Source organism: Caballeronia sp. LjRoot29 (assembly GCF_964252755.1).
Classification (GTDB): Bacteria; Pseudomonadota; Gammaproteobacteria; order Burkholderiales; family Burkholderiaceae; genus Caballeronia.
The window spans coordinates 1-3,463 of the sequence record NZ_CAXUPU020000076.1; the positions used below are offsets into that span (position 1 = coordinate 1).

The window sequence follows — 3,463 nt, forward strand, 5'->3', positions numbered from 1 at the left end:
AGAGCGCCCCGCGCTATCCGCGGAAAACCAACCTCCGAATTTGTGCGCATGTCGAACCATTTTTTAAACCACCCAGAAATGGATCTGCAGAATGCATAAGACCTAACCTGGCAAATAACAATGCAAACTCGTAGCTAACCTGCGAAGCGCCACGGCGGCAAATACGCGTGAGGCCGTGCGGGTTGTGGGGCAAGGGTGCTAGCCCGAGAGCGTACGGGGCGCAGCGTTTTACTGTCAGGATTCGCGAGAAGGAGGGGTTCACACATCCGTGGCTCTTGCGAGCACCGTGCTTTTCGGGTACCAATGAATCAAAACTGCACGCTGTGGACACTTAATTTTTAGAGAGTTGAAAGCGTTTTCTTTGCTTCGTTTCTTTGTCGCTTTGGACAAAGAAATGACGCGCCGCCACGCGCAGTGGCTAATAGTGATAAAGAAATCAGCCAAGATATAACCCGCGAAGGCCTGGAGAGCAGCAACCCGGCATTGACCCCGACCGCTAACGCAGAACCCGTGCAACCCGGCACAGTCCCCGCCCAATCACTAACGCCATGCCAAAACCACCTAACCCCCCCATTGGCCAAGGCAACGCGGCCCCCCTGCCCCCCCTTCCATCCGGCACTGCCGCATTCTCAAAGTTCCTAGCGATACTTCAGCGCATAGCCGACTCACCGGCGCCCCCGTCCATTGCCCAGCTTACCGCCTCGTCGAACTACCCCCGGCCTACGGTCTACCGCATTCTCGGGGCCCTGATCGCCGAAGGCCTGGTCGTCGAAACGCCGCGCGGCGGAACCTATTCGCTAGGTCCTCGTTTGCTATCCCTGGCAAGCCGAAGCTGGGAGCGCTCGGACCTCCGCATAGCCGCCAGCGAGGCACTCCAGACCTTGCGCGACCTTACCCAGGAAACCGTTCACCTCGCCGTGCGCAGCGGCTCTGAAATGGTCTACATCGAAAAGCTGGAAAGCCCGCACGCCGTGCGCATGGCATCGCGGATAGGCACACGCGTCACACTGTATTCAAGCTCCGTCGGCAAAGCCTATCTGTCTTCACTCAAGGGCCCGGACCGCGACGCGCTACTCGCCACCCTGAATTTCGAGCGCTTCACGCCGAATACGATCATCGAACGCACCGCACTCGATACCGAACTCAATGAAACCCACGCTCGCGGCTACGCCGAAGATCGTGAAGAAAACGAGCAGCAGATCTTTTGCTACGGCAGCGCAGTCCTGGGAGCAAACGGCGAGCCGATCGCATGCGTCAGCATCAGCATTCCCCTATACAGGAAAAGCACAACGCCGATGGAAACCTACATCGCGCCGTTGAAAGACGCTTGCCGCGTAATCGCCGAAGGAGTCGGCCCGGGCTCGCGCTGAGTGCAAGTCGATCGAGCAGGGTCACTCATCATCGGACAGGTATTATTCAATCGAATCTCTCTTCTCAAACGGATACCCCATGATCACTTGCTACCTTCGTTACATTATCAATCCGTCGAAACTCAAAGAGTTCGAAGCCTACGGCAAGATGTGGATTCCGTTAGTCGAGAAATTCGGTGGCCAGCATCACGGCTATTTCCTGCCGTCGGAGGGAGCCAACAACGTCGCGCTAGCGATGTTCTCGTTTCCGAGCCTGGCGATGTACGAAAGCTACCGTGAACAGTCGCAGCTTGATCCGGAATGCCAGGCAGCATTCAAATATGCCGACGAAACACAGTGCATCGTCAGCTACGAACGCAGCTTCTTTCGTCCCGTCTTCAGTTAACCGCGAGCGCAAAATTAAAATGCCGGGAGAACATCCCCGGCATATCAAAGTCTAGCGCCAAGTGCACCGCGCTAAGTCTCGGCCTTCCCGCTCATCGAGCCAAAGGCCACATTCATCTGCTTAGCAACTCACTTAGAACCGGGTACGCAAACCAATAGTCGCAGCAACCTGGCTATTTGTCGACGACGCGGTCAACCCGTTGATGTCAGCGGTCAGGCCCGAATCACCCGTACCGTTCACGTGCTGATACACGCCTTGCAGATACACATCGGTACGCTTGGACAGCGCGTATGCCGTCTGCAAGGTCACCTGGTTATATCTCGGGCTCACCCCATCCAGGCTCGCATCGGTAAAGGTGTAGGCGCCCGACACTGTCCACGCCGGCGTGAAGTTGTAGCGGCCGTTCACCTCATAGTTGGTGAAGCGCGCACTGCCGCCCGCCAGAGCAATGCCGTTGGTCGTCCCGGAGGCCGACGAGCCGATACCCGTCAAGTTGTTTAACTGAGTCTGCGTGAACACGAAGCCGACATTTGCTGCGCCGAACGCGTAGTTGACGCCCCCGCCGTAGGTGCGTTGACGGCCCGCTGCGAACGTGGCGTCGGCAGTCACGGCACCCGATGAGTTCAGCGTGGAGCCCGCGCTGTTGAGTTGCATGTAGCTGGCCGCGGCAGACAAAGGACCATAGTTATATGACACGCCCAGACTGTATGCCCGGTTGTCGGAGAACCCCCCCGCGTCGTTCGAGAAGCCATACAAACCGCCGAACTTGAAGCCGCCATAGTTGACGCTCTGATACTTGACCGAGTTGTTGATGCGGAACGAGTTATCAAGGTTGTCGTTATCGAATGGATGAGCGGCCTGCGTGCCGCCGAACTGCGTGCCGGTCAGAGCGAGCGGGCCAACATAGTCGACCATCGAGTCGTACTGCCGGCCGAGGGTGATGGCGCCAGCCTGGTCACTCGACAAACCAACGAACGCCTGACGGCCGAACTCCAGGCCGTTTTGGCCTAACTTGCCGTTGTCGATATTAAAACCGTTTTCCAACGTAAAGATGGCCTTGAGACCACCACCCAGGTCTTCGGAGCCTCGCAGGCCCCAACGGCTGCCGTTGACTTGACCGCTGGTCGCCTGGACGTTTTTGCTGCCGCCCTGGTTATTGGTGTAGGTAATGCCCGCGTCGATCAGGCCATAGAGGGTCACGCTGTTCTGCGCGTGTGCCGCTCCGGCGAAAGTGCCCAAGACACCGAGAGCAAGAAGGGATTTCTTCATTTCAATTTCTCCGAAAATACGATTGAGCAACGCGGTCCGCATGGCCTTTTTCACAGGCTGCAAACACCGCGATCCCGTCAGATAAACGCGCATCGCTGCGCGTACTGATCGACGTCGCCGTACGTCGATCAGACGGACACCATTAAACAGCGGCGTTTTGCGAGCACCGTTGGCAGCGGACAACAGGCATGCTTACCAAGCGTTGCGCCGTGTCAAAACCGTAATGCAATGGTTTGCGTTGAACAGGGCCCTTGAAGGAATGCGGCAGGCTGGCAAAACGTTTCGTGGAAAGGCATGCGCGGGTGTTCTCGTGCTAACGCCGGCAAGACGCGGGACGTTATCAATTGTCCGACGCGTACCTTGCGGTCATGAAGGGGAACATTCTGGAATAATTTGGCGACACATTAAACGCGGATAAGTGGCGCCTAGTGAAAGGGGA

3 protein-coding genes are annotated in these 3,463 nt (G+C 57.3%); 2 read left to right on the forward strand and 1 reads right to left on the reverse strand.

All coding sequences use genetic code 11. From position 1 onward, the window contains the following. The first annotated feature begins 548 nt into the window (after window positions 1-548). Both ACSQ83_RS35680 and ACSQ83_RS35685 read left to right on the forward strand, forming a co-directional pair. Entirely contained in the window at window positions 549-1,370 is an 822-nt protein-coding gene (locus ACSQ83_RS35680) for an IclR family transcriptional regulator (RefSeq protein WP_436231349.1), read from the forward strand. A 79-nt stretch (window positions 1,371-1,449) separates the two neighbouring features. After that, a complete protein-coding gene (locus ACSQ83_RS35685; protein WP_436231350.1) occupies window positions 1,450-1,755 on the forward strand; it encodes an NIPSNAP family protein in 306 nt (101 codons plus the stop codon). A gap of 132 nt (window positions 1,756-1,887) precedes the next feature. Here ACSQ83_RS35685 and ACSQ83_RS35690 read toward each other — a convergent pair whose 3' ends face one another. After that, window positions 1,888-3,024 carry a porin gene (locus tag ACSQ83_RS35690; protein WP_414968885.1) on the reverse strand — a complete coding sequence of 379 codons (1,137 nt, stop codon included), beginning with the start codon at window positions 3,022-3,024 and terminating at the stop codon, window positions 1,888-1,890. Window positions 3,025-3,463 lie beyond the last annotated feature (439 nt).